The 22,731-nt window shown below is 55.2% G+C and carries 20 protein-coding genes, 6 tRNA genes and 3 rRNA genes; 7 read left to right on the forward strand and 22 right to left on the reverse strand.

What is annotated here, in order from left to right; genetic code table 11:
- Positions 1-27 precede the first annotated feature (27 nt).
- The 20 genes from rplL to tyrS form a co-directional block, all read right to left on the reverse strand.
- Positions 28-393, reverse strand: coding sequence for a 50S ribosomal protein L7/L12 (gene rplL, locus DLD99_RS25930; RefSeq protein WP_007957596.1), 366 nt, complete (start codon positions 391-393; stop codon positions 28-30).
- A 79-nt stretch (positions 394-472) separates the two neighbouring features.
- Positions 473-973: a 50S ribosomal protein L10 gene (gene rplJ / locus DLD99_RS25935; RefSeq protein ID WP_011336174.1), complete on the reverse strand. Its 501-nt coding sequence runs from the start codon at positions 971-973 to the stop codon at positions 473-475.
- A 198-nt stretch (positions 974-1,171) separates the two neighbouring features.
- Positions 1,172-1,867, reverse strand: a complete 696-nt coding sequence (rplA, locus tag DLD99_RS25940) for a 50S ribosomal protein L1 (RefSeq protein WP_011336175.1) — start codon at positions 1,865-1,867, stop codon at positions 1,172-1,174.
- Entirely contained in the window at positions 1,867-2,298 is a 432-nt protein-coding gene (gene rplK, locus DLD99_RS25945; RefSeq protein ID WP_003228756.1) for a 50S ribosomal protein L11, read from the reverse strand. The genes rplA and rplK overlap by 1 nt, the downstream gene beginning before the upstream one ends.
- Positions 2,299-2,415: 117 nt before the next feature.
- Positions 2,416-2,949, reverse strand: a complete 534-nt coding sequence (nusG, locus tag DLD99_RS25950; RefSeq protein ID WP_007957598.1) for a transcription termination/antitermination protein NusG — start codon at positions 2,947-2,949, stop codon at positions 2,416-2,418.
- A gap of 9 nt (positions 2,950-2,958) precedes the next feature.
- Positions 2,959-3,327 carry a preprotein translocase subunit SecE gene (secE, locus tag DLD99_RS25955; protein WP_007916493.1) on the reverse strand — a complete coding sequence of 123 codons (369 nt, stop codon included), beginning with the start codon at positions 3,325-3,327 and terminating at the stop codon, positions 2,959-2,961.
- A 45-nt stretch (positions 3,328-3,372) separates the two neighbouring features.
- Positions 3,373-3,448: transfer RNA gene (locus tag DLD99_RS25960), tRNA-Trp, on the reverse strand.
- Positions 3,449-3,501: 53 nt separating this feature from the next.
- Entirely contained in the window at positions 3,502-4,695 is a 1,194-nt protein-coding gene (gene tuf, locus DLD99_RS25965; protein WP_010220303.1) for an elongation factor Tu, read from the reverse strand.
- 84 nt (positions 4,696-4,779) lie between these two features.
- Positions 4,780-4,855 (reverse strand) — tRNA-Thr (locus DLD99_RS25970).
- A 26-nt stretch (positions 4,856-4,881) separates the two neighbouring features.
- Positions 4,882-4,955 (reverse strand) — tRNA-Gly (locus DLD99_RS25975).
- Positions 4,956-4,980: 25 nt separating this feature from the next.
- Positions 4,981-5,065: transfer RNA gene (locus DLD99_RS25980), tRNA-Tyr, on the reverse strand.
- A gap of 143 nt (positions 5,066-5,208) precedes the next feature.
- Positions 5,209-5,634: a hypothetical protein gene (locus DLD99_RS25985; RefSeq protein ID WP_114885845.1), complete on the reverse strand. Its 426-nt coding sequence runs from the start codon at positions 5,632-5,634 to the stop codon at positions 5,209-5,211.
- Between the two features lie 7 nt (positions 5,635-5,641).
- Entirely contained in the window at positions 5,642-6,391 is a 750-nt protein-coding gene (locus DLD99_RS25990) for a pantothenate kinase (protein ID WP_114885846.1), read from the reverse strand.
- Positions 6,381-7,334, reverse strand: coding sequence for a bifunctional biotin--[acetyl-CoA-carboxylase] ligase/biotin operon repressor BirA (birA, locus tag DLD99_RS25995; RefSeq protein WP_114885848.1), 954 nt, complete (start codon positions 7,332-7,334; stop codon positions 6,381-6,383). Before birA ends, DLD99_RS25990 begins: the two co-directional genes overlap by 11 nt.
- A 132-nt stretch (positions 7,335-7,466) precedes the next feature.
- A 5S ribosomal RNA gene (gene rrf, locus DLD99_RS26000) occupies positions 7,467-7,582 on the reverse strand.
- A 163-nt stretch (positions 7,583-7,745) separates the two neighbouring features.
- A 23S ribosomal RNA gene (locus DLD99_RS26005) occupies positions 7,746-10,636 on the reverse strand.
- Positions 10,637-10,880: 244 nt separating this feature from the next.
- Positions 10,881-10,956: transfer RNA gene (locus DLD99_RS26010), tRNA-Ala, on the reverse strand.
- A gap of 30 nt (positions 10,957-10,986) precedes the next feature.
- A tRNA-Ile gene (locus tag DLD99_RS26015) sits at positions 10,987-11,063 on the reverse strand.
- Between the two features lie 81 nt (positions 11,064-11,144).
- Positions 11,145-12,681 (reverse strand): 16S ribosomal RNA (locus DLD99_RS26020).
- Together the 16S, 23S and 5S rRNA genes with 2 tRNA genes alongside form the textbook arrangement of a ribosomal RNA operon.
- A 553-nt stretch (positions 12,682-13,234) precedes the next feature.
- Entirely contained in the window at positions 13,235-14,434 is a 1,200-nt protein-coding gene (gene tyrS, locus DLD99_RS26030; RefSeq protein WP_085731729.1) for a tyrosine--tRNA ligase, read from the reverse strand.
- A 210-nt stretch (positions 14,435-14,644) separates the two neighbouring features.
- On the opposite strand from tyrS, the gene DLD99_RS26035 reads away from it, so the two are divergent.
- Together DLD99_RS26035 and DLD99_RS26040 are read left to right on the forward strand one after the other, a co-directional pair.
- Positions 14,645-16,069: a peptidoglycan DD-metalloendopeptidase family protein gene (locus tag DLD99_RS26035; RefSeq protein ID WP_085709244.1), complete on the forward strand. Its 1,425-nt coding sequence runs from the start codon at positions 14,645-14,647 to the stop codon at positions 16,067-16,069.
- A 3-nt stretch (positions 16,070-16,072) separates the two neighbouring features.
- Positions 16,073-17,164, forward strand: coding sequence for an anhydro-N-acetylmuramic acid kinase (locus tag DLD99_RS26040; RefSeq protein ID WP_114885851.1), 1,092 nt, complete (start codon positions 16,073-16,075; stop codon positions 17,162-17,164).
- 74 nt (positions 17,165-17,238) lie between these two features.
- Here the strand turns inward: DLD99_RS26040 and erpA are convergent, their stop codons facing one another.
- Both erpA and argC read right to left on the reverse strand, forming a co-directional pair.
- Positions 17,239-17,589 carry an iron-sulfur cluster insertion protein ErpA gene (gene erpA / locus DLD99_RS26045; RefSeq protein ID WP_003228776.1) on the reverse strand — a complete coding sequence of 117 codons (351 nt, stop codon included), beginning with the start codon at positions 17,587-17,589 and terminating at the stop codon, positions 17,239-17,241.
- Between the two features lie 166 nt (positions 17,590-17,755).
- Positions 17,756-18,790 (reverse strand): N-acetyl-gamma-glutamyl-phosphate reductase, encoded by a 1,035-nt coding sequence (argC, locus tag DLD99_RS26050; protein ID WP_114885852.1) that lies wholly within the window; start codon positions 18,788-18,790, stop codon positions 17,756-17,758.
- A 135-nt stretch (positions 18,791-18,925) separates the two neighbouring features.
- Here argC and hemJ point away from each other — a divergent pair, with 135 nt between their 5' ends.
- The 5 genes from hemJ to DLD99_RS26075 all read left to right on the forward strand — a co-directional run bounded on the left by hemJ (position 18,926) and on the right by DLD99_RS26075 (position 22,669).
- Entirely contained in the window at positions 18,926-19,354 is a 429-nt protein-coding gene (gene hemJ, locus DLD99_RS26055; protein ID WP_085709241.1) for a protoporphyrinogen oxidase HemJ, read from the forward strand.
- A gap of 33 nt (positions 19,355-19,387) precedes the next feature.
- Positions 19,388-20,356: an NAD(P)H-dependent flavin oxidoreductase gene (locus DLD99_RS26060; protein ID WP_114885854.1), complete on the forward strand. Its 969-nt coding sequence runs from the start codon at positions 19,388-19,390 to the stop codon at positions 20,354-20,356.
- A 93-nt stretch (positions 20,357-20,449) separates the two neighbouring features.
- Positions 20,450-21,400 (forward strand): DUF805 domain-containing protein, encoded by a 951-nt coding sequence (locus tag DLD99_RS26065; protein ID WP_114885855.1) that lies wholly within the window; start codon positions 20,450-20,452, stop codon positions 21,398-21,400.
- Positions 21,401-21,461: 61 nt separating this feature from the next.
- Positions 21,462-22,250 carry an SDR family NAD(P)-dependent oxidoreductase gene (locus tag DLD99_RS26070; RefSeq protein WP_114885857.1) on the forward strand — a complete coding sequence of 263 codons (789 nt, stop codon included), beginning with the start codon at positions 21,462-21,464 and terminating at the stop codon, positions 22,248-22,250.
- A gap of 80 nt (positions 22,251-22,330) precedes the next feature.
- The gene (locus DLD99_RS26075) at positions 22,331-22,669 is read left to right on the forward strand and encodes a histidine triad nucleotide-binding protein (protein ID WP_003228789.1); all 339 of its coding nucleotides are present in this window, start codon (positions 22,331-22,333) and stop codon (positions 22,667-22,669) included.
- The last annotated feature ends 62 nt before the right edge of the window (positions 22,670-22,731 follow it).

Here is a 22,731-nt window from a genome sequence, read left to right on the forward strand (position 1 = left end):
CTCGGGCTGGAGGAGCAAAGTCGATGCTTACTTCAGCTCGACTTTAGCGCCTGCTTCTTCCAGCTTCTTCTTAGCGTCTTCAGCAGCTTCTTTCGAAACGCCTTCAGCTACAACCTGAGGAGCGCCGTCGACTTTCTCTTTGGCTTCTTTCAGGCCCAGACCGGTCAGTTCACGAACTGCCTTGATCACGTTTACTTTCTTCTCGCCGGCTTCAACCAGAACAACGTTGAACTCGGTTTGCTCTTCAACAACAGCGGCAGCAGCAGCTGGACCAGCAGCAGCAACAGCAGCGGTCACGCCGAAGGTTTCTTCCATTGCTTTGATCAGCTCAACAACTTCCAGAACGGTTTTCTGGCCGATTGCTTCGATGATTTGTTCGTTAGTCAGAGACATGACTCAATTCCTGATTTGGTGGACAGCCTGTACGGCCGTCGAAATAAACAAAAATACGCGAGATTGGAAACGCTCAGCCTCAGGCTGCAGCAGCTTCTTTCTGATCGCGAATTGCCGCCAGAGTACGAGCCAGCTTGCTGGTAGCGCCTTGAATCACGCTCATCAGTTTCGCAATAGCTTCGTCGCGAGTTGGCAGGCTTGCCAGCACGTCGATCTCATTCGCTGCGAGGAACTTGCCCTCGAACGAAGCTGCCTTGATCTCGAACTTATCCTGACCCTTGGCAAATTCCTTGAACAGACGAGCAGCAGCGCCCGGGTGTTCGTTGGAGAATGCGATCAGGGTCGGGCCGGTGAACGCGTCGTTCAGCACTTCGTACGAAGTGCCAGCAACAGCGCGCTTGAGCAGGGTGTTACGTACAACACGTACGTAAACGCCAGCTTCACGAGCCTCTTTACGGAGTCCGGTCATTGCGCCTACTGTTACGCCACGGGCATCAACCACGACAGCGGACAGAGCGACTTTGGCAGCCTCGTTGACTTCAGCGACGATGGCCTTCTTGTCTTCGAGATTAATTGCCACGGGTTTAACTCCTGCTTGTTACCGTTTCATTCGATCGAAACCGAATGTCGTTTTGGTGTCTGATTCGGTAAGGAACCGGGAGCACCATCTGCGTAGGCTTGAGGTTTAAGACTTGCGTCGCCTACGGTCTTGGATAGCCCCCGCCAGGCAGGGACCCCAATCTTTCAATTGGCGCAGTCACCTGCGCCAATTTTTGTCTTACGCGTCCAGCGAGCTCTGGTCGATAACCAGACCTGGGCCCATGGTGGTGCTCAGGGTAACGCGCTTGACGTAGATACCTTTCGAGGAAGCTGGCTTGATACGCTTCAGGTCAGCGATCAGGGCTTCAACGTTTTCCTTCAGCTTGACGGCATCGAAGCCGATCTTGCCAACGGAAGTGTGGATGATGCCGTTTTTGTCGGTGCGATAACGAACCTGACCAGCCTTGGCGTTTTTAACCGCGGTAGCGACGTCTGGGGTTACGGTGCCGACTTTCGGGTTAGGCATCAGACCACGTGGACCGAGGATCTGACCCAGTTGACCTACAACGCGCATGGCATCCGGGGATGCGATCACTACGTCATAGTTCAGGTCGCCGCCTTTCATTTCGGCAGCCAGCTCGTCCATACCTACACGGTCAGCGCCGGCAGCCAGAGCGGCCTCGGCAGCTGGACCCTGGGTGAACACAGCAACGCGAACGGTCTTGCCAGTGCCGTGTGGCAGCACAGTAGCGCTACGAACGACCTGGTCGGATTTACGCGGGTCTACGCCCAGGTTAACGGCCACATCGAACGACTCGACGAACTTGGCAGCTGGCAGCGAAGCCAGCAGAGTTGCGGCCTCTTCGAAGTTGTAGGACTTGCCTGCTTCGATCTTTTCAGCGATAGCCTTTTGGCGCTTGGTCAGCTTAGCCATTACACACCCTCCACGTTAAGGCCCATGCTACGAGCAGAACCGGCGATAGTGCGCACGGCTGCATCCATATCAGCTGCAGTCAGATCCGCGTTTTTGGTTTTCGCGATTTCTTCCAGCTGAGCACGGGTAACAGTGCCAACCTTAACGGTGTTCGGACGAGCGGAACCGCTGGTCAGACCGGCCGCCTTCTTCAGCAGAACCGAAGCAGGGGTGGATTTGGTTTCGAAAGTGAAACTACGGTCGCTGTAGACAGTGATGATCACTGGAGTCGGCAGACCAGCTTCCAGACCCTGGGTACGGGCGTTGAAAGCCTTGCAGAATTCCATGATGTTCACGCCGTGCTGACCCAGAGCAGGACCAACAGGTGGGCTTGGGTTAGCCTGAGCGGCCTTCACTTGCAGCTTGATGTAAGCGGTAATCTTCTTGGCCATGAGGCACTCCAATTACGGGTTCGAACGCCTCGAAAGGCTCCCCGGTTACTTGCGCGTTTATCCCAGTGACGACAAAACCCCACAGCCTAGGGCTGCGGGGTTGGGATGCTTGTCCAGTTAGACCTTTTCGACCTGACTGAACTCCAACTCTACCGGAGTAGAGCGACCGAAAATGAGCACTGCCACTTGGATCCGGCTCTTTTCGTAGTTAACTTCTTCAACAACGCCGTTAAAGTCAGCGAAAGGACCGTCATTGACACGAACGGTTTCACCTGGCTCGAACAACGTCTTCGGCTTCGGCTTGTCGCTACCGTCAGCAACGCGACGCAGAATCGCCTCGGCTTCTTTATCAGTGATTGGAGCAGGCTTGTCAGCAGTACCGCCGATAAAACCCATCACCCGAGGTGTATCCTTGACCAAGTGCCAAGTACCCTCGTTCATATCCATCTGCACCAGCACATAACCAGGGAAGAACTTGCGTTCGCTTTTGCGTTTCTGGCCATTACGCATTTCAACCACTTCTTCAGTGGGAACCAGAATTTCGCCGAAGCCATCTTCCATGCCAGCCAGCTTTACACGCTCGATCAGCGAGCGCATGACATGCTTCTCGTAACCCGAGTAAGCATGCACAACGTACCAACGCTTAGCCACGGGACACCCTTAGCCGACAATCAAGGAAACAAGCCAGCCGAGCAGGGAATCAAGCCCCCACAACAGCAACGCCATAACCAGAACAACAGCCACAACAATCAGAGTGGTCTGCGTGGTTTCTTGGCGAGTTGGCCATACGACTTTACGAATCTCGGTACGAGCTTCCTTAACCAGTACAAAGAAAGACTTGCCCTTGGCAGTCTGCAGACCTACAAAGGCAGCTACAGCAGCAATGACAAGCAAAGCGAGTACACGGTACAGGATCGGCGAAGCAGAGTAATACTGATTGCCTACAACGCCAACCACCACCAAAGCGACCACTACAAGCCACTTGAGCAGATCGAAGCGAGAGCCTTGAGCTTCAGCCTTAGGAGTCATCTATGAAGATCCTGTGAAAAGAAAGCCAGACACACCGAGTGAATCTGGCAGGTCAGGAGGGAATCGAACCCCCAACCTACGGTTTTGGAGACCGTCGCTCTGCCAATTGAGCTACTGACCTAAAACAAAATCAGGCCGACCATTATGCCGGCCCGAAAAATACATTACAACTACTTACTCGATGATTTTGGCTACGACGCCAGCGCCGACGGTACGACCGCCTTCACGGATAGCGAAACGCAGACCATCTTCCATCGCGATGGTTTTGATCAGGGTAACAGTCATCTGAATGTTGTCACCTGGCATTACCATTTCAACGCCTTCTGGCAGCTCGCAGTTACCAGTCACGTCAGTAGTACGGAAGTAGAACTGTGGACGGTAGCCTTTGAAGAACGGAGTGTGACGACCGCCTTCTTCCTTGCTCAGAACGTAAACTTCTGCGGTGAACTTGGTGTGCGGCTTAACCGAACCTGGCTTAACCAGAACCTGACCACGCTCAACGTCGTCACGCTTGGTACCACGCAGCAGAACGCCGCAGTTCTCGCCAGCACGACCTTCGTCCAGCAGCTTGCGGAACATCTCAACACCGGTGCAGGTGGTGGTGGTGGTGTCACGCAGACCAACGATTTCCAGGGCGTCCTGAACGCGGACGATACCACGCTCGATACGACCAGTTACCACGGTGCCACGACCCGAGATCGAGAACACGTCTTCGATTGGCATCAGGAATGGCTTGTCGATAGCACGCTCTGGCTCTGGGATGTAGCTGTCCAGAGTTTCCACCAGCTTCTTGACAGCGGTGGTGCCCATTTCGTTGTCGTCTTTGCCTTCCAGCGCCATACGAGCCGAACCGATGATGATCGGAGTGTCGTCGCCCGGGAAGTCGTAGGTGGACAGCAGGTCGCGAACTTCCATCTCAACCAGTTCCAGCAGCTCTGCGTCGTCTACCAGGTCAGCCTTGTTCAGGAAAACCACGATGTACGGAACGCCTACCTGACGGGACAGCAGGATGTGCTCACGAGTTTGCGGCATCGGACCATCGGCAGCCGAGCAAACCAGGATCGCGCCGTCCATCTGGGCAGCACCGGTGATCATATTCTTCACGTAGTCAGCGTGACCTGGGCAGTCAACGTGAGCGTAGTGACGAATGTTCGAGTTGTACTCAACGTGCGCGGTGTTGATGGTGATACCGCGAGCTTTTTCTTCTGGAGCGCTGTCGATCTTGTCGAATTCAACTACGGCCGAACCGAAAACTTCGGAGCAGACGCGAGTCAGAGCAGCGGTCAGAGTGGTTTTACCGTGATCAACGTGACCGATAGTTCCGACGTTGACGTGCGGTAGGGAACGATCAAATTTTTCCTTAGCCATCGATATCACCCCTAACAGAAGAAATAAGCAAACAACCCTAGCCATTAAAACAAAGGCAGATATTTTCATATCTGCCTTGTTATATGGAGCTCTTGAGCGGATTTGAACCGCTGACCTCACCCTTACCAAGGGTGTGCTCTACCAACTGAGCTACAAGAGCGTAACACTTTGCACAACCTGCAAACTTGGAGCGGGTAGCGGGAATCGAACCCGCATCATCAGCTTGGAAGGCTGAGGTTCTACCACTAAACTATACCCGCGGAGCCTGCAGCTCACGCTAAAATCTGGTGGAGGGAGAAGGATTCGAACCTTCGAAGTCGTAGACGTCAGATTTACAGTCTGATCCCTTTGGCCGCTCGGGAACCCCTCCTAATCAGGCCGGCATTCTATACTATGCCAAACCCTTGTCAAGCATTTTCTCATTTAAAAACCTGAGGTTAGCTGCGTTGACATCACCTCACTGCTTAAACCCTTTCAGGTCTTCGCTGTGGAGCGGGCGCCATTCTATGCAAACTATTCCGCAGGTGCAACCCCCTCACACAGCATTATTTTATGTTTTAACTCATTGAATTCCTTGGAAAGGTTTTGCATCTGAACATCCCCCAGCAAACGCTGGGTTTCGGGTGTAATTCGGAACCAATATGCATTGCTGGAAAGGTCTTTAGGTACAGCCTGAACCTTCACTCCCAACTCAGCCAGACTCAGCCCCAGAGCTTGTGCCGTTTCAGGACGACTCAACCCACCTACATATAGACACTGCCCATCAGTCTTCACGCCCCGCGCAGCATCACCAGCCTCGCTCAGCAAACGGATATCCTGCTGCGAGCCACTATAAAGACGCAGAGGCGTGACATCCTTTGCACGCAATGGCGCCTCCTGCTGATGCCAGACGTAATAAAACACATTGAGTACAAGAAGCAGGAGAAACAACCAACGCATACAAACCTCAGGACAAAGGACATGCCATAGCCAAACCTACGAACACTAAATCGGGAACCACCCTGGCCTCAGGCACAACATCCGACACCAGCTCGGCGTCCCCTCCAGTGATGAAAACACTGAAGCCTTCTCCCCAGTAGGAACGCGCCATCTCCAACTGCGTCAGTACGAATCCCCTGAGCATCAACGAACAGCCACGCTCCACCGCCTCGACCGTATTGCGCCCCGGAACGTGACTCGTCAATGCACGCTCAGCCGCCAGGTCGCCATAGCGAATCTTTCGAGTATGCGTACGCAATTGATGTCGCATCAATGGCATACCAGGACAAATGAAGCCTCCCAGGTGCTCACCCTCCGACGAGATGAAATCAGCAGTCACCGCTGTCCCAAAATCAAGAACCAGGCAAGCCCCACCAGCCAGATGAAAGCCGCCAAGCATCGCCAACCAGCGATCAAGGCCCAGACGCTCGTAGTCCTCATAGCCGTTCTTGACGCCAGACATTTCGCGAGCCGGTGTCGCACAAACAACGGATATATCGAACTCACGCTTGAGGAGACCAATCAGCAAATTGGTCTCGTCTTCAGTTCTTACACTGACAAGGCGGCATTTACCGAGAGACAGCTTATCCAGCGAGCGAAGACTCTCGATCAATGCCTGGTCAGAATCGACCACACCCTCCGCGACCAAGACACCTGCCAAAGCACTCAGCACCCGCCACTTGATAAAGCTGTTTCCGCAATCAAGCTCAAGAATCATCACGCAACCTCAAGCTGAGCTCACCACCACTAAAGACTCTTTCCACACCATCTACCTTCAATCGCAGCGCACCTTGATTATCGACCCCCAACACCACGCCATCTATCTGAGTGACGCCGGCAGTGAGAGAAACCGGCTGCCCTTGCCATAAATGGCTCGCCTCCCACTCTGCCTGAAGCGCTGAGAAACCACCTGATTGGTGACGCTGCAAATCAAGTTGCAACTGCTTACTTAACTCAACCGCCAGACTATTGCGATCACAAGGCTTCCCCGACTCGAGCCTTATCGATGTCCACTGCTGATCAACCTCGTCGGATGTTTGCATGTTCACGTTTACGCCAATACCCAGCACCACATGACACACATCTGCCGGATCCCCAACCAGCTCCAGCAAGATTCCCGCGATTTTTTTTCGCCCCACCAAAACGTCATTGGGCCACTTCAACCCGGCACCCGCCACTCCAAGCGCTCGCAAGGTTTGCATGACCGCAAGACCGACAACAAGACTTAGCCCTTCAAGCTGGCGCATCCCACCGTCAATACGCAACACGAGACTGTAATAGAGGTTCTCGGCAAACGGACTTACCCATTTGCGACCTCTGCGCCCACGTCCGGATATTTGTCGTTCAGCCAGCACCAGAAAGGGGGCCATTTGACCGCGCTCAACGGCGCGCAGCGATTCGGCGTTAGTAGAGTCGATTGAGCTGAAGACACTCACAGACCAGCCTGCAAGACTTTCCTCTATCTTGAGCGGGTCGAGCAACGCCAGCGGCGAAGCCAACTGGTAGCCTCGCCCTCGAACTTTATGTATGGACAGCCCAAGCTCAGCCTCGAGATGCTGAAGCTGCTTCCACACCGCACTTCGACTAATTCCCAGGGTGGCTCCCAGAGCCTGGCCGGAATGGAATTGCCCATCCTTCAGAAGGTTCAACAACGTCAGCATGCAGGTCTCGCCTCGGAATGAGGCCCGAATAATAGCCATGCACCGAGCTGTTGCATAGAATTCAAACAGCCCACTTTCCTGCGGGCAAAACAAAACCCCAACTGCTTTCGCAATTGGGGTTTCGGAATTTAATCTTGACGATGACCTACTCTCACATGGGGAAACCCCACACTACCATCGGCGATGCATCGTTTCACTTCTGAGTTCGGGATGGGATCAGGTGGTTCCAACGCTCTATGGTCGTCAAGAAATTCGGGTACTGACTCGTGACCGGATGGCCTCGCTTCAGCAAATTGGGTATGGGATAGGTTTCGGTGTTTTGCAAGATCGAACTTTCGGTTCTTTCGTCTTCACACACCGCAATCTGGCTCTGCTCTTTATTCAGGAGCAGTCAAATTGCTTGGGTGTTATATGGTCAAGCCTCACGGGCAATTAGTATTGGTTAGCTCAACGCCTCACAGCGCTTACACACCCAACCTATCAACGTCGTAGTCTTCGACGGCCCTTCAGGGAACTCAAGGTTCCAGTGAGATCTCATCTTGAGGCAAGTTTCCCGCTTAGATGCTTTCAGCGGTTATCTTTTCCGAACATAGCTACCCGGCAATGCCACTGGCGTGACAACCGGAACACCAGAGGTTCGTCCACTCCGGTCCTCTCGTACTAGGAGCAGCCCCTCTCAAATCTCAAACGTCCACGGCAGATAGGGACCGAACTGTCTCACGACGTTCTAAACCCAGCTCGCGTACCACTTTAAATGGCGAACAGCCATACCCTTGGGACCGGCTTCAGCCCCAGGATGTGATGAGCCGACATCGAGGTGCCAAACACCGCCGTCGATATGAACTCTTGGGCGGTATCAGCCTGTTATCCCCGGAGTACCTTTTATCCGTTGAGCGATGGCCCTTCCATACAGAACCACCGGATCACTAAGACCTACTTTCGTACCTGCTCGACGTGTCTGTCTCGCAGTCAAGCGCGCTTTTGCCTTTATACTCTACGACCGATTTCCGACCGGTCTGAGCGCACCTTCGTACTCCTCCGTTACTCTTTAGGAGGAGACCGCCCCAGTCAAACTACCCACCATACACTGTCCTCGATCCGGATAACGGACCTGAGTTAGAACCTCAAAGTTGCCAGGGTGGTATTTCAAGGATGGCTCCACGCGAACTGGCGTCCACGCTTCAAAGCCTCCCACCTATCCTACACAAGCAAATTCAAAGTCCAGTGCAAAGCTATAGTAAAGGTTCACGGGGTCTTTCCGTCTAGCCGCGGATACACTGCATCTTCACAGCGATTTCAATTTCACTGAGTCTCGGGTGGAGACAGCGCCGCCATCGTTACGCCATTCGTGCAGGTCGGAACTTACCCGACAAGGAATTTCGCTACCTTAGGACCGTTATAGTTACGGCCGCCGTTTACCGGGGCTTCGATCAAGAGCTTCGCGTTAGCTAACCCCATCAATTAACCTTCCGGCACCGGGCAGGCGTCACACCCTATACGTCCACTTTCGTGTTTGCAGAGTGCTGTGTTTTTAATAAACAGTCGCAGCGGCCTGGTATCTTCGACCGGCATGGGCTTACGGAGCAAGTCCTTCACCCTCACCGGCGCACCTTCTCCCGAAGTTACGGTGCCATTTTGCCTAGTTCCTTCACCCGAGTTCTCTCAAGCGCCTTGGTATTCTCTACCCAACCACCTGTGTCGGTTTGGGGTACGGTTCCTGGTTATCTGAAGCTTAGAAGCTTTTCTTGGAAGCATGGCATCAACCACTTCGTCGCCTAAAGGCAACTCGTCATCAGCTCTCGGCCTTAGAATCCCGGATTTACCTAAGATTCCAGCCTACCACCTTAAACTTGGACAACCAACGCCAAGCTGGCCTAGCCTTCTCCGTCCCTCCATCGCAATAACCAGAAGTACAGGAATATTAACCTGTTTTCCATCGACTACGCTTTTCAGCCTCGCCTTAGGGACCGACTAACCCTGCGTCGATTAACGTTGCGCAGGAAACCTTGGTCTTTCGGCGTGGGTGTTTTTCACACCCATTGTCGTTACTCATGTCAGCATTCGCACTTCTGATACCTCCAGCAAGCTTCTCAACTCACCTTCACAGGCTTACAGAACGCTCCTCTACCGCATCACTTGCGTGATACCCGTAGCTTCGGTGTATGGTTTGAGCCCCGTTACATCTTCCGCGCAGGCCGACTCGACTAGTGAGCTATTACGCTTTCTTTAAAGGGTGGCTGCTTCTAAGCCAACCTCCTAGCTGTCTAAGCCTTCCCACATCGTTTCCCACTTAACCATAACTTTGGGACCTTAGCTGACGGTCTGGGTTGTTTCCCTTTTCACGACGGACGTTAGCACCCGCCGTGTGTCTCCCATGCTCGGCACTTGTAGGTATTCGGAGTTTGCATCGGTTTGGTAAGTCGGGATGACCCCCTAGCCGAAACAGTGCTCTACCCCCTACAGTGATACATGAGGCGCTACCTAAATAGCTTTCGAGGAGAACCAGCTATCTCCGAGCTTGATTAGCCTTTCACTCCGATCCACAGGTCATCCGCTAACTTTTCAACGGTAGTCGGTTCGGTCCTCCAGTCAGTGTTACCTAACCTTCAACCTGCCCATGGATAGATCGCCCGGTTTCGGGTCTATTCCCAGCGACTAGACGCCCTATTAAGACTCGCTTTCGCTACGCCTCCCCTATTCGGTTAAGCTCGCCACTGAAAATAAGTCGCTGACCCATTATACAAAAGGTACGCAGTCACAGAACAAAGTCTGCTCCCACTGCTTGTACGCATACGGTTTCAGGATCTATTTCACTCCCCTCTCCGGGGTTCTTTTCGCCTTTCCCTCACGGTACTAGTTCACTATCGGTCAGTCAGTAGTATTTAGCCTTGGAGGATGGTCCCCCCATATTCAGACAAAGTTTCTCGTGCTCCGTCCTACTCGATTTCATGACTAAGAGATTTTCGCGTACAGGGCTATCACCCACTATGGCCGCACTTTCCAGAGCGTTCCGCTAATCTCAAAGCCACTTAAGGGCTAGTCCCCGTTCGCTCGCCACTACTAAGGGAATCTCGGTTGATTTCTTTTCCTCAGGGTACTTAGATGTTTCAGTTCCCCTGGTTCGCCTCTTGCACCTATGTATTCAGTGCAAGATAACCATCTTGTGATGGCTGGGTTCCCCCATTCAGACATCTCCGGATCAAAGTCTGTTTGCCGACTCCCCGAAGCTTTTCGCAGGCTACCACGTCTTTCATCGCCTCTGACTGCCAAGGCATCCACCGTATGCGCTTCTTCACTTGACCATATAACCCCAAGCAATCTGGTTATACTGTGAAGACGACATTCGCCGAAAATTCGAATTTCTCAACTAAGAGAACTCACAAATTTTACCTTAGCCTGATCACCACCAGTGAAAGTGGCTCTCAGTCTATCTTTCTATCACATACCCAAATTTTTAAAGAACGAACTAGTCAAAGACTAGAAATCAACATTCACCATCAGCACGATGGAATGCTCATTTCTAAGCTCTTACTTCAGAAGCAGTAGTGGTGGAGCCAAGCGGGATCGAACCGCTGACCTCCTGCGTGCAAGGCAGGCGCTCTCCCAGCTGAGCTATGGCCCCGTATTTCTACAGGCGTTTCCCACACAAAATTGGTGGGTCTGGGCAGATTCGAACTGCCGACCTCACCCTTATCAGGGGTGCGCTCTAACCAACTGAGCTACAGACCCAATTTCGGGCTGCTTCTTTCGTCTTCTTCAATGAATCAAGCAATTCGTGTGGGAACTTATGGAGCAGCTGATGTCGTCGATTAAGGAGGTGATCCAGCCGCAGGTTCCCCTACGGCTACCTTGTTACGACTTCACCCCAGTCATGAATCACACCGTGGTAACCGTCCTCCCGAAGGTTAGACTAGCTACTTCTGGTGCAACCCACTCCCATGGTGTGACGGGCGGTGTGTACAAGGCCCGGGAACGTATTCACCGCGACATTCTGATTCGCGATTACTAGCGATTCCGACTTCACGCAGTCGAGTTGCAGACTGCGATCCGGACTACGATCGGTTTTATGGGATTAGCTCCACCTCGCGGCTTGGCAACCCTTTGTACCGACCATTGTAGCACGTGTGTAGCCCAGGCCGTAAGGGCCATGATGACTTGACGTCATCCCCACCTTCCTCCGGTTTGTCACCGGCAGTCTCCTTAGAGTGCCCACCATAACGTGCTGGTAACTAAGGACAAGGGTTGCGCTCGTTACGGGACTTAACCCAACATCTCACGACACGAGCTGACGACAGCCATGCAGCACCTGTCTCAATGTTCCCGAAGGCACCAATCCATCTCTGGAAAGTTCATTGGATGTCAAGGCCTGGTAAGGTTCTTCGCGTTGCTTCGAATTAAACCACATGCTCCACCGCTTGTGCGGGCCCCCGTCAATTCATTTGAGTTTTAACCTTGCGGCCGTACTCCCCAGGCGGTCAACTTAATGCGTTAGCTGCGCCACTAAGAGCTCAAGGCTCCCAACGGCTAGTTGACATCGTTTACGGCGTGGACTACCAGGGTATCTAATCCTGTTTGCTCCCCACGCTTTCGCACCTCAGTGTCAGTATCAGTCCAGGTGGTCGCCTTCGCCACTGGTGTTCCTTCCTATATCTACGCATTTCACCGCTACACAGGAAATTCCACCACCCTCTACCATACTCTAGCTCGCCAGTTTTGGATGCAGTTCCCAGGTTGAGCCCGGGGATTTCACATCCAACTTAACGAACCACCTACGCGCGCTTTACGCCCAGTAATTCCGATTAACGCTTGCACCCTCTGTATTACCGCGGCTGCTGGCACAGAGTTAGCCGGTGCTTATTCTGTCGGTAACGTCAAAATTGCAGAGTATTAATCTACAACCCTTCCTCCCAACTTAAAGTGCTTTACAATCCGAAGACCTTCTTCACACACGCGGCATGGCTGGATCAGGCTTTCGCCCATTGTCCAATATTCCCCACTGCTGCCTCCCGTAGGAGTCTGGACCGTGTCTCAGTTCCAGTGTGACTGATCATCCTCTCAGACCAGTTACGGATCGTCGCCTTGGTGAGCCATTACCTCACCAACTAGCTAATCCGACCTAGGCTCATCTGATAGCGCAAGGCCCGAAGGTCCCCTGCTTTCTCCCGTAGGACGTATGCGGTATTAGCGTTCCTTTCGAAACGTTGTCCCCCACTACCAGGCAGATTCCTAGGCATTACTCACCCGTCCGCCGCTGAATCCAGGAGCAAGCTCCCTTCATCCGCCCGACTTGCATGTGTTAGGCCTGCCGCCAGCGTTCAATCTGAGCCATGATCAAACTCTTCAGTTCAAACATCTTTGGGTTTTTAAGAAACCCTAAACTTGGCTCAGCAATCGTTGGTTACATCTTTGATTTCTCGCGGAGTAACTTGTGATGCTGATAATCTTGTTGACTATCAGTCTGACTCCACAAGCACCCACACGAATTGCTTGATTCAGTTGTTAAAGAGCGGTTGGTTAAGATCTTTCGTCTCAACCGAGGCGCGCATTCTACAGCAGCCTCATTTGCTGTCAAGTGATTATTTTCAGAAGTTTTCGAAGATTTCTTCAACAACTTCAACCACTTGCGCTTCCGATCTCTCGTTAGCGGGAGGCGAATTCTACAGCGTTACACGCTGCTGTCAACACCTCTTTTTCTCCGCTTTCGATCGAGAAGACCGAACCGTTGAAAGCACCAGACAAACCGGCATTTCCAACTCCTTCCAGGCTTCGATGATCTGAAGCAACTCACTATCGAAATCTGCATAACTCATTGAATCTCAAGGAGTTTTCCGTTTCGACTGCGCCGGAAGTGGGGCGAATTATAGGCCTCTAGAATTCGCCGTCAACCCCTTATTTCAACTTTACTCAGATTTCAGCGTAATCCGTGCAAAAGCCTTCTTGCCAGCCTGGCAAACGTGAGTCGCGCCGAGCACATATATAAAGGAGCGATCGACAACCTCACCATCTATACGCACACCACCGGAAGCCAGCAGATCACGAGCCGCCGCCGAGTTCTTCACCAGGCCAGCCTTATTAAGGACAGCAGCAATCGGCATATCCTCGGCAGCAGTCAGCTCAACCTCTGGCAAATCATCTGGCAGCTCGCCGTCCTTCATACGGTTACCCGCACCACGGTGAGCATTGGCAGCAGCCTCTTCCCCATGGAAGCGCGCAACAATTTCTTCAGCCAGCTTGATCTTGATGTCGCGAGGGTTGGCACCCGCCTCTACATCGGCACGGAAAGCATTGATTTCATCCATCGAACGGAAGCTGAGCAGCTCGAAGTAGCGCCACATCAACGCATCCGGAATCGAAACCAGCTTGCTGTACATGACACCCGGCGCTTCCTGGATACCGACGTAGTTGCCCAACGACTTGGACATCTTTTTAACGCCATCCAGTCCTTCGAGCAGCGGCATCGTCAGAATGCACTGAGCTTCCTGACCATAACCACGCTGCAGCTCGCGACCCATCAGCAGGTTGAACTTCTGATCGGTACCGCCCAGCTCAACATCCGCGCGCAATGCAACCGAGTCATACCCCTGAACCAGCGGATAGAGGAACTCATGAATGGCGATTGGCTGGTTGGTGGTATAGCGCTTGTCGAAGTCATCACGCTCAAGCATACGAGCAACGGTGTACTGCGAAGTCAGACGAATAAAGTCTGCAGGCCCCATCTGATCCATCCAGGTGGAGTTGAATGCGACTTCGGTTTTCGCCGGATCAAGAATCTTGAATACCTGAGTCTTGTAGGTCTCGGCATTTTCCAGAACCTGCTCACGGGTCAGCGGCGGACGAGTTGCACTCTTGCCACTCGGATCACCGATCATCCCGGTGAAGTCACCAATCAGGAAGATCACCTGATGCCCCAGCTCCTGGAACTGACGCAGCTTATTAATAAGCACAGTGTGACCAAGGTGCAGATCCGGCGCCGTTGGATCGAAGCCGGCCTTGATTCGCAGCGGCTGGCCACGCTTGAGCTTTTCGATCAGCTCGGACTCGACCAACAGTTCTTCCGCACCACGTTTAATCAGCGCTAGCTGCTCTTCAACCGACTTCATAACAGACCCGCAAGGCTCAGATTCAAAGGGAACCAACCATACAAGATCGCGCACCAATTACAAGTTTTGCCCGGCACACGGACACCAATCCGCAGGCGAGATACCTGCGGACTTGCCTCAGAGATGATTTGGTTATATTTTATACAGTTATTTCATCTTCATCATGTCATTCATCTTTTCCAATTCATCTTTTCAAAGTCAAAACTACTTATGACCACTGAACCGTCTAAAGCGCCACCGCTTTACCCGAAGACCCACCTGCTTGCCGCAAGTGGGATCGCCGCCCTTCTCAGCCTGGCGCTCCTGGTATTTCCTTCCAGTGATGTTGAAGCCAAAAAGACGACCCTGAGCCTTGAACTGGAAAGTCCTGCCGAACAACTGACACAAGATCAAGACGCTGCTGATGCGGTTCAAGCCACAAATGAACCAGTAGCCTCACCTTTCGCACAAATCGAAAACAGCGCAGAAGACACACCCGAAACCGCCCAGGCCGCACCAGCGCCTGCACCGGTCGCGCCTGAAAAGAAGGCTCCAGGCCACAGGGAAGTGATCGTCTCCAAGGGTGACACCCTTTCGACACTGTTCGAAAAGGTCGGCCTCCCCGCCGCTGCCGTGCACGAAGTTCTGGCCAGCGACAAACAGGCCAAGCAGTTCAGCCAGCTCAAACACGGTCAGAAACTCGAATTCGAACTCAATCCACAAGGTCAACTGACCAATCTGCACAGCAAGGTCAGCGACGTTGAAACCATCACCCTGACCAAGAACGACAAGGGTTACGTCTTCAACCGCGTTACCGCCAAGCCAACCGTTCGTACCGCCTATGTCCACGGCGTGATCAATAGCTCGCTGTCCCAGTCCGCCGCCCGCGCCGGCCTGTCCCACAGCCTGACCATGGATATGGCCAGCGTGTTCGGTTACGACGTCGACTTCGCCCAGGATATCCGCCAGGGTGACGAGTTCGACGTGATCTACGAACAGAAAGTGGTCAATGGTAAAGCCGTCGGAAACGGCCCGATCCTGTCCGCCCGCTTCACCAACCGCGGCAAGACTTACACCGCCGTGCGCTACACCAACAAGCAAGGTAACAGCAGCTACTACACTGCCGACGGCAACAGCATGCGCAAGGCGTTCATCCGTACCCCGGTGGACTTCGCCCGCATCAGCTCCAAGTTTTCCATGGGCCGCAAACACCCGATCCTCAACAAGATCCGCGCCCACAAAGGTGTCGACTACGCCGCCCCACGCGGTACGCCAATCAAGGCTGCCGGCGATGGCAAAGTACTGTTGGCCGGTCGCCGTGGTGGTTACGGCAACACCGTGATCATTCAGCACGGCAATACCTACCGCACGCTGTACGGCCACATGCAAGGCTTCGCCAAAGGCGTAAAAACCGGCGGTACCGTCAAGCAGGGCCAGGTGATCGGTTACATCGGCACCACCGGCCTGTCCACCGGTCCGCACCTGCACTACGAGTTCCAGGTCAATGGCGTTCACGTCGACCCATTGGGCCAGAAGCTGCCAATGGCCGATCCGATCGCCAAATCCGAGCGCGCACGCTTCCTGGCGCAGAGTCAGCCGTTGATGGCTCGCATGGACCAAGAGAAGGCCACCATGCTGGCCTCGAGCAAGCGTTAAGCCATGGCTCTTTATATCGGCGTGATGTCCGGAACCAGCCTCGATGGTCTGGACATCGCCCTGATCGAGCAGACCTCGACGATCAACCTGATCGCCACGCACTACACTCCCATGCCTGAATCCCTGCGCGCCGAGCTGCTTGGCTTGTGCGCCAGCGGCCCCGACGAAATTGCCCGCTCAGCCATCGCCCAGCAAAACTGGGTGAAACTTGCCGCCGAGGGCATCCACGTCCTGCTCGAACAGCAACAGCTCAAACCCGAAGCCATTCGCGCGATCGGCAGCCACGGCCAGACCATTCGCCACGAACCGGCACGTGGTTTCACCGTGCAGATCGGCAACCCTGCCCTGCTGACCGAGCTGACCGGCATTACGGTAGTCAGTGACTTCCGCAGCCGCGATGTGGCTGCCGGCGGTCAAGGCGCCCCTCTGGTTCCTGCCTTCCATGAAGCGTTGTTCGAAGAGCGTATCGGTAACCGCGCAGTCCTGAATGTCGGCGGTTTCAGCAATCTCAGTCTGATCGAGCCGAACAAGCCTGTAGCCGGTTTCGACTGCGGCCCTGGGAATGTTCTGATGGATGCGTGGATTCATCGACGGCGTGGCGAAAACTATGATCGCAGCGGTGAATGGGCAGCCTGCGGCAAAGTTGAACCAACCCTTCTCAAGGCATTGTTGAGCGATTCCTTCTTCTCGACCAAAGGTCCGAAGAGCACCGGCCGGGAAGTGTTCAACCTGCCCTGGCTGGAACAGCAACTGTCACACCTGCCGGATTTCGCTCCTGAAAACGTACAGGCAACGCTGCTCGAACTGACAGCGCTGACCATCGTCGAATCACTGCAAAGCGCTCAATCGAATACCGAAGAACTCCTGGTCTGCGGCGGCGGCGCCCACAACGCCACGCTGATGAAGCGCCTGGCTGACCTGTTGCCCAACACGAAAGTCGCCAGCACTGCGACTCACGGTGTCGATCCAGACTGGGTTGAAGCCATGGCCTTCGCTTGGCTGGCCCATTGCTGCCTTGAAGGCATCACCGCCAATCGCCCCAGCGTCACCGGTGCAAAAGGTCTGCGCATACTTGGCGCCATCTACCCCAATTGAGATAAAACGCAGATAACAAAACGCCGCAGAACCGTGAGGTTCTGCGGCGTTTTATTGTGTACGGTGAAGCGAGATCAGATCGAGAACGAAGAACCGCAACCACAAGTCGTGGTGGCATTCGGGTTCTTGATCACGAAGCGCGAACCTTCCAGACCTTCCTGGTAGTCCACCTCGGCACCCGCCAGGTACTGGAAGCTCATCGGATCAACCACCAGGCTCACACCTTCGCGCTCGACGATGGTGTCGTCCTCGGCCACATCCTCATCGAAGGTGAAGCCGTACTGAAACCCTGAACAACCGCCGCCCGTAACGAATACGCGCAGCTTCAAGCGATCATTCCCCTCTTCATCGACCAGGCTCTTCACCTTGTGCGCGGCACCCTGAGTGAATTGCAAAGCCGTGGGGGTGAAGGATTCGACGCTCATGCTGACTATCTCCCGGCGTTACGCCGCCATAATGCGTGATGACGCGCATTATCCGCTTGTCCTAGAAAATCGGTCAACTATTGTTACGGTATATCAATAAAGCCATCAGCGACCCAGAATGCAAAAAGGCCCGTCAGACGGGCCTTTTCACCAAGCAAGATCAGTCTTACGGCAGCATGCCTGCGTGGGACAGACCCAGACGCTCATCCAGCCCGAACAGAATGTTCATGTTCTGCACCGCCTGGCCCGATGCGCCCTTGACCAGGTTATCGATCACCGAAAGCACCACTACCAGATCACCATCCTGTGGACGATGAACCGCAATACGGCAAACGTTCGCGCCTCGCACGCTGCGGGTTTCCGGATGGCTGCCGGCCGGCATCACGTCGACGAACGGTTCATTGGCATAACGCTTTTCGAACAGCGCCTGCAGATCCACGGAGCGATCCACCACGGTCGCATAGAGCGTGGAATGAATGCCACGAATCATCGGCGTCAGGTGTGGCACGAAAGTCAGGCCGACATCCTTGCCCGCTGCACGGCGCAGACCCTGACGAATTTCCGGCAGATGACGGTGACCTTTCACCGCATAAGCCTTCATGCTTTCCGACGTCTCGGAGTACAGCGAACCTACGGCAGCACCACGACCGGCACCGCTGACACCGGACTTGCAGTCGGCAATCAGCAGCGAAGTATCGGCCAGACCTGCCTCAAGCAATGGCAGGAAACCCAGCTGCGTTGCGGTCGGATAGCAACCCGGCACCGCGATCAGGCGGGCTTTCTTGATTTGCTCACGGTTGACTTCCGGCAAGCCGTAAACCGCTTCGTCCAGCAGCTCCGGCGCACCGTGCGGCTGGCCGTACCACTTGGCCCATTCATCGGCGTCCTGCAGGCGGAAGTCGGCCGACAGGTCAATGACCTTGGTGCCCGCTGCCAGCAATTCACCGGCCAGTGCATGGGCAACGCCGTGCGGAGTCGCGAAGAACACCACGTCGCAAGCGCCCAGGGTCTTGATGTCCGGCACGCTGAACGCCAGGCCGTCGTAGTGGCCGCGCAGGTTCGGGTACATGTCAGCCACGGCCAGACCGGCCTCGGATCGGGAAGTGATCACCACCACTTCTGCCTGCGGATGCTGTGCCAACAGACGCAGCAGTTCGACACCGGTGTAACCCGTGCCGCCGACGATACCGACCTTGACCATAAACCTGCCCTCAACGAACCCACTGGAAAGCCGTCGATAATAGGGGCCGCGCGCCCCTGCGACAACCGTCAAGGTGACGTGCGGACGCTCAAGCCTCTACTATCCGGCCTACCGTGAATGAGGGAAAAACCAAAAATGCTCTATCTATGGATCAAAGCGCTGCATATCGTCAGCATCGTGTGCTGGTTTGCCGGACTGTTCTACCTGCCGCGACTGTTCGTCTACCACGCACAAAGTGAAGATACGATCAGCAAGGAACGCTTCAGCGTCATGGAGCGCAAGCTGTATCGCGGCATCATGGGGCCGGCGATGATCGCCGCGCTGATCTTCGGCGGCTGGCTGATTTACCTGAACCCGAGCATCTTCAGCAGCGGTGGCTGGATTCACGCCAAACTGACCCTGGTGGTGCTGCTGATCGGTTATCACCACATGTGTGGCGCGCAGGTAAAACGTTTTGCCCGTGGCGAGAACACCCGCAGCCATGTCTTTTATCGCTGGTTCAATGAAGTCCCGGTTCTGATATTGCTGGCTATCGTAATTCTGGTCGTGGTCAAGCCGTTCTAACTTCAACTGGTTCAACTTTCCGGGGTACTTCCGATGTCGCTGCCCGCTCTGCTCGAACAACGTCTGCGCCTCCCAGTCGTGGCTGCGCCGATGTTCCTGATTTCCAATCCCGAACTGGTGCTCGCGTGCTGCCGCAATGGCGTGGTGGGCAGCTTTCCGGCGCTCAACCAACGCGAAAGCAGCGGATTCAAGGCCTGGCTGGAACAGATCGAAGCGGGACTGGCGACACTGGATAACCCGGCGCCTTATGCCGTGAACCTGATTGTTCACAAGAGCAATCCGCGTCTGCAGGCGGATCTGAACATCTGCGTCGAACACAAAGTACCCATCGTCATCACCAGCCTCGGTGCGGTGAAGGAGTTGGTGGACGCCGTGCACAGCTATGGCGGCCTGGTGTTCCACGACGTGACGACTCGCCGCCATGCGGAAAAAGCCGCTGAAGCCGGCGTCGATGGCTTGATCGCCGTTGCCGCCGGCGCCGGTGGCCATGCCGGCACCTGGAGCCCGTTCTCACTGATCGCAGAGATTCGCCAGTTCTTCGACAAAACGCTGCTGCTTGCAGGATGTTTGAACCACGGCCATGAGATTCTCGCCGCACAGCTGCTCGGCGCGGATTTGGCCTACTTCGGTACGCGATTCATCGGTACGACTGAAAGTCATGCGCCCGACGCCTACAAGGAGATGCTCCTGACAGCCAAGGCAGCGGACATCATTCATACTCCTGCCGTGTCTGGAGTTCCGGCCAGCTTCATGCGCCAAAGCCTGGAGGCTGCCGGCTTCGATATGGCGGCACTGCAAGGCAAGGGTGAAGTGAACTTCGGCGACAAACTCAAGCCGATCAACGATGAGGCCAAAGCCTGGAAAACCGTGTGGTCAGCCGGCCAGGGGGTTGGCCAGATCGAAGACCTGCCAAGCGTGGACCAACTGGTGGCGCGCCTCGATGCAGAGTATCGCCAGGCCCTGGAACATGCGGCACAGCTACCGAACCGCTGGCCGCGCTGAGAAAATTCCGGCCAGTTGCAGCCTGACTGGCCTTACACTTGGCGGCTGCGACACGTCTCAACTCAATTTCTTCGCGACAAGGATGCCTCGGCCATGAGCGAAACCCGCTACAAGATCGTTTTCGACGGTGCCCTGCAGCCCGGTGTCGATATCAACACAGCCAAACTCAACCTGGCCAATCTGTTCAAGAGCGACGTGGCCGCCATCGAACGCCTGTTCAATGGCCGCGCCGTCGCCCTCAAACGCGACCTGTCGCACAACGATGCCCAGGCTTATCTGCAAGCGCTGGGCAAGACCGGGATCGACGCCCGGATCGAACCGGAAACGACCATCGAACTGAATCTGTCCGATGTACAGGAGCACTCCGCCGCCGTGGCTGAGTCCGATTCGCCTTATGCACCGCCTCGGGCCAGTGTCGGTGAACAACTGGCAGAATTCGCCACACTCAAACCCTTCAGCGTCGAAGGTCGGATCGGACGCCTGCGCTACCTGGCATGGTCGATGGTATTGAGTCTGGTAACCCTGCCGATCGTCGGCGTTTTCGCGCTGATCGGTCTGGGGCTGGTGAGTACCGACTCGACCAGCGGCCTGATCATCGGCGGTATCTTTGCCTTCTTCCTGTTCCTGGCCTTCGCGATCGTCGGCATCCTGTTCAGCATTCAGCGTCTGCACGACATCGGCTGGTCCGGCTGGCTCTGGCTGCTGACACTCGTACCTTTCGTGGGCAGCTTCTTCCCGCTGGTGATCATGGTCATGCCGGGCAATACCGGCGCCAACCGCTATGGCCCACCGCCGCCACCGAACAGTACCGCCGTCAAAGTGCTGTGCTCCCTGTGGATCGTCTTCATCGGCCTGTTCTTTGTCGGTGGAATGCTGGGCGGGATTTCCGCCATCCAGCAGGAGTACGAAACCAGCCTCGAAAGCAGTTATGAAAGCGGTTCAGTGACCGCCGATGAAGTCGATGTCGAAGTCGAGCCCGTGCCGAATCCGGTGGACGATGCAGCCGAACCTGCACCCGCCCCTGTAGACTCTGCGAAAGAATGAACAGCGCTCCCCGCCGTGACACCTGCGTCCACGGCGCGGAGCTGTTGCGATGGAGAACTGCATGACCCGTTACGCTCTGATCACTGGCGCCTCCAGCGGCATCGGCCTGGCCATGGCCGAAGCCCTGGCCCGCCGTGGCCGCAGCCTGATTCTGGTGGCCCGACAGCGTGATCAGCTGGAAAGCATTGCGATTGAACTGACCCAGCGTTTCGGCGTGGAGGTGCTGTTCCGCGCCTGCGACCTGGGCGAGCCGCTGCGCCTGTCCGGGTTTCTGCTGGAGCTTGAAGAAGGCGATCGCCAGATCGATCTGCTGGTGAACTGTGCCGGCATCGGCACCTGCGGTCCGTTCCTGGCTCAGGACTGGATGACCGAGCAGGACCTGATCGAGGTGAACATCCTCGCCCTCACCCGCCTCTGCCACGCGATCGGCAACAGCATGGCCCTGCAGGGTGGCGGGCAGATTCTCAACGTGGCGTCGGTGGCGGCGTTCAATCCCGGCCCGTGGATGAGCACTTACTACGCAAGCAAGGCCTACGTCCTGCATTTTTCCGAAGCGCTGCGGGTGGAATTGAAAAAGTGCGCCGTGAAAGTCTCGGTGCTCTGCCCAGGCCCCACACGCACCGGATTCTTCCGTACGGCGCAACTGAACAACGAAAAACTCAACGCCAGCAAACTGCTGATGAGCCCCGAAGAGGTCGCGCTGTATACCGTGCGCGCCCTGGAGAAAAACCGCGCAATCATCATTCCCGGACGCAGAAACCGCTGGTTCGCCTTTCTGCCACGACTGGGTTCGCGCTGGCTAAACCGCACCATCGTCGGCATGGTCAACAAAGCTTACTGCCCCCGCTGAAGGGCCGGCAGGCAAATGGCTGGGCGCGGTGATCCCTCGTGGGTACACTCGGCCCAGCTCACACAACGGAGAAAACAGCTGTGGATACTCTGTTCACCAAGATCATCAACCGGGAAATCCCGGCGAAGATCATCTACGAGGACGACCAGGTTCTGGCGTTCCACGACATCGCCCCGCAGGCACCGGTGCATTTTCTGGTGATCCCGAAGAAACCGGTGCGCACCCTCAACGACCTGACCGAAGACGACAAGGCACTGGCCGGGCATATTCTGTTCACCGCCCAGCGTCTGGCGCTGGAACTGGGTTGCGAAGAAGGCTTCCGGGTGGTGATGAACTGCAATGAAAAGGGTGGACAGACGGTCTACCACATTCATATGCACGTACTCGGTCAACGCCAGATGAACTGGCCGCCGGGCTGATCGACTCGAAATCTGTGGGGGCGCCCTGCTCCCACATGACCCAGCGCAAACCTTCCCCGGCC

It is taken from the genome of Pseudomonas kribbensis (assembly GCF_003352185.1).
GTDB classification, from domain to species: domain Bacteria; phylum Pseudomonadota; class Gammaproteobacteria; order Pseudomonadales; family Pseudomonadaceae; genus Aquipseudomonas; species Aquipseudomonas kribbensis.

Bases quoted from the DNA above. Each gene is read 5' to 3' on its own strand.
- rplL (WP_007957596.1), bottom strand. From the start codon at position 393: ATGTCTCTGACTAACGAACAAATCATCGAAGCAATCGGCCAGAAAACC.
- rplA (WP_011336175.1), bottom strand. From the start codon at position 1,867: ATGGCTAAGCTGACCAAGCGCCAAAAGGCTATCGCTGAAAAGATCGAA.
- rplK (WP_003228756.1), bottom strand. From the start codon at position 2,298: ATGGCCAAGAAGATTACCGCTTACATCAAGCTGCAAGTGAAGGCCGCT.
- secE (WP_007916493.1), bottom strand. From the start codon at position 3,327: ATGACTCCTAAGGCTGAAGCTCAAGGCTCTCGCTTCGATCTGCTCAAG.
- tuf (WP_010220303.1), bottom strand. From the start codon at position 4,695: ATGGCTAAGGAAAAATTTGATCGTTCCCTACCGCACGTCAACGTCGGA.
- DLD99_RS25985 (WP_114885845.1), bottom strand. From the start codon at position 5,634: ATGCGTTGGTTGTTTCTCCTGCTTCTTGTACTCAATGTGTTTTATTAC.
- DLD99_RS25990 (WP_114885846.1), bottom strand. From the start codon at position 6,391: ATGATTCTTGAGCTTGATTGCGGAAACAGCTTTATCAAGTGGCGGGTG.
- birA (WP_114885848.1), bottom strand. From the start codon at position 7,334: ATGCTGACGTTGTTGAACCTTCTGAAGGATGGGCAATTCCATTCCGGC.
- tyrS (WP_085731729.1), bottom strand. From the start codon at position 14,434: ATGAAGTCGGTTGAAGAGCAGCTAGCGCTGATTAAACGTGGTGCGGAA.
- DLD99_RS26035 (WP_085709244.1), top strand. From the start codon at position 14,645: ATGACCACTGAACCGTCTAAAGCGCCACCGCTTTACCCGAAGACCCAC.
- DLD99_RS26040 (WP_114885851.1), top strand. From the start codon at position 16,073: ATGGCTCTTTATATCGGCGTGATGTCCGGAACCAGCCTCGATGGTCTG.
- erpA (WP_003228776.1), bottom strand. From the start codon at position 17,589: ATGAGCGTCGAATCCTTCACCCCCACGGCTTTGCAATTCACTCAGGGT.
- argC (WP_114885852.1), bottom strand. From the start codon at position 18,790: ATGGTCAAGGTCGGTATCGTCGGCGGCACGGGTTACACCGGTGTCGAA.
- hemJ (WP_085709241.1), top strand. From the start codon at position 18,926: ATGCTCTATCTATGGATCAAAGCGCTGCATATCGTCAGCATCGTGTGC.
- DLD99_RS26060 (WP_114885854.1), top strand. From the start codon at position 19,388: ATGTCGCTGCCCGCTCTGCTCGAACAACGTCTGCGCCTCCCAGTCGTG.
- DLD99_RS26065 (WP_114885855.1), top strand. From the start codon at position 20,450: ATGAGCGAAACCCGCTACAAGATCGTTTTCGACGGTGCCCTGCAGCCC.
- DLD99_RS26070 (WP_114885857.1), top strand. From the start codon at position 21,462: ATGACCCGTTACGCTCTGATCACTGGCGCCTCCAGCGGCATCGGCCTG.